The organism is Streptomyces sp. NPDC002057 (genome assembly GCF_040296665.1).
Lineage (GTDB): Bacteria > Actinomycetota > Actinomycetes > Streptomycetales > Streptomycetaceae > Streptomyces.
The window spans coordinates 1-1,548 of sequence record NZ_JBEOXR010000119.1; the positions used below are offsets into that span (position 1 = coordinate 1).

Sequence of the window (1,548 nt, forward strand, 5' to 3'; positions counted from 1 at the left end):
CCCGTGACCAACCTCGCCGAAGCCGTCAACGCCGTCCCTCGGATCACCGGCCACCCCTACATGGACATCGTCCGCAAGGCCTATGTCCTCGACGCCCTCAAGGGCACCGTCGGCGTCCCGGACACTGGTACCTACGTCGTCGCCGACGGCGTCGTACACGAGGCGTCGGCCCGCTACGTCAAGGAGCGGATGCAGCCGGGCGGCCGGCTGTGGAAGTGGACGCTCGAAGCGGAAGAACCGCGGCCCGCCTTCTTCGAGGTGGGGAAGACCTACCGGCGGGAGTACCGCCCCGGGAAGAAGCAGACGTTCAGCGTCGAGCTCGTGCGGGTCGAGAACGGTGAGCCCTTCGCCCTGGGCCGCTGCGTGACCGACGACTACGGCGTCGACTGGGTGGTCAGGCGCCAGCACCACTGGGACGCCCTCGACTGGACGGAGGAAGTGCGATGACCCGACGCATGCAGGCCAACCATCGGAGCCACCGCTCGATCCACGGCGTCGAGCACGACGAGATCGACGCATGCCGCCTCGGCTTCCCCTGCGAACCGAAGCCCGTCCCCGCCGAGCCCGGTGTCCTCGTCCCCGCCACCGGCACCGTCCTTGTCGTTGACGGCGTCGTACAGGACATCGACCCGAAGCGGACAGGGTTCGCCCACCATCCCAATGGGGGCACGAGCTACGGGCTGTGGATCAACCCGCCGAAGCCGGTGTTCTTCGAGGCCGGGAAGACGTACCGGCGGTTCGTCGGCTGGAGCATCCGCGCCCAGGCATCCGACGTCACCGAGCGGTTCGAGTGCACCGCCGTCGAGAAGGACGGCGACGGCCGGCCGGTGGCGTTCGGCCGGCTGACGGTGGCCGGCACACCGGCAACGAGGGGCGTCGACCTCTGGTACCTGTTCCACGAGTACGAGTGGAGGAACGACGGCTGGGAGGGAGAGCAGACCTAACCGTCGTAGTCCGTCTCCTGATGCCAACGGTCGGCGATCCACATCTGGGTCACTTGCACTGCCGTCCGCGCGTACAGCCAAGCGTCGTACAGGGCCTCGAACTCCGGACCACCGACGCCCTTCCTGACTCGGTCGCGGTAAACGAGCAGTTCCTCGTGGGGCATCCTGCCTACCCAGCCGACGTACTCAAGGAGCGTCATGCCTCGCTTGTCGGCATCCGCAGCGAGGATGTCCGTCCACTCGGTCGCAAGCCTGTAAACGCGCTCAGGGACAACCCTGTACCGCGTTGGGATGTCACCCGGTTTCACAGGCTCGTAAGTCCACTCGTCGTCACTCATGGCTAGAAGTAACCGCACGGGTGGAGTGCTTGGCTAGGCGATTTCACGCCGCCCGCCACCATCGTCGGCGCTGCTCCGGCGCCGCCGGGGCGACGTCGTCCTCGTGTCTCAACATTCTGCGCGCGGCCGCAACGAGGGCCTGCGTCTTTCGATCAATTGAAAACTCGCGTCGCGCACGCGTGATCTTCGGTACACGCCACCACACCTGACCTGGGGAACTTCGGAGAGTCGCGTCGTGGCTCTGCGCTGGCAGGGGCAGCCGCAAA

At 66.9% G+C, this 1,548-nt stretch carries 3 protein-coding genes; 2 read left to right on the forward strand and 1 reads right to left on the reverse strand.

The window, feature by feature from the left end:
• A partial coding sequence (locus ABT129_RS38005) for a hypothetical protein (RefSeq protein WP_351910840.1) occupies positions 1-447 on the forward strand: 447 nt, incomplete at its 5' end.
• Entirely contained in the window at positions 444-944 is a 501-nt protein-coding gene (locus tag ABT129_RS38010; protein ID WP_351910842.1) for a hypothetical protein, read from the forward strand. The genes ABT129_RS38005 and ABT129_RS38010, both read left to right, overlap by 4 nt.
• Here ABT129_RS38010 and ABT129_RS38015 read toward each other — a convergent pair.
• A complete protein-coding gene (locus tag ABT129_RS38015) occupies positions 941-1,282 on the reverse strand; it encodes a hypothetical protein (RefSeq protein ID WP_351910844.1) in 342 nt (113 codons plus the stop codon). The genes ABT129_RS38010 and ABT129_RS38015 overlap by 4 nt on opposite strands.
• Positions 1,283-1,548 lie beyond the last annotated feature (266 nt).

What these genes read in the sequence shown, in the direction of transcription:
- ABT129_RS38010 (WP_351910842.1), top strand. Translation starts at nt 444, where the DNA reads ATGACCCGACGCATGCAGGCCAACCATCGGAGCCACCGCTCGATCCAC.
- ABT129_RS38015 (WP_351910844.1), bottom strand. Translation starts at nt 1,282, where the DNA reads ATGAGTGACGACGAGTGGACTTACGAGCCTGTGAAACCGGGTGACATC.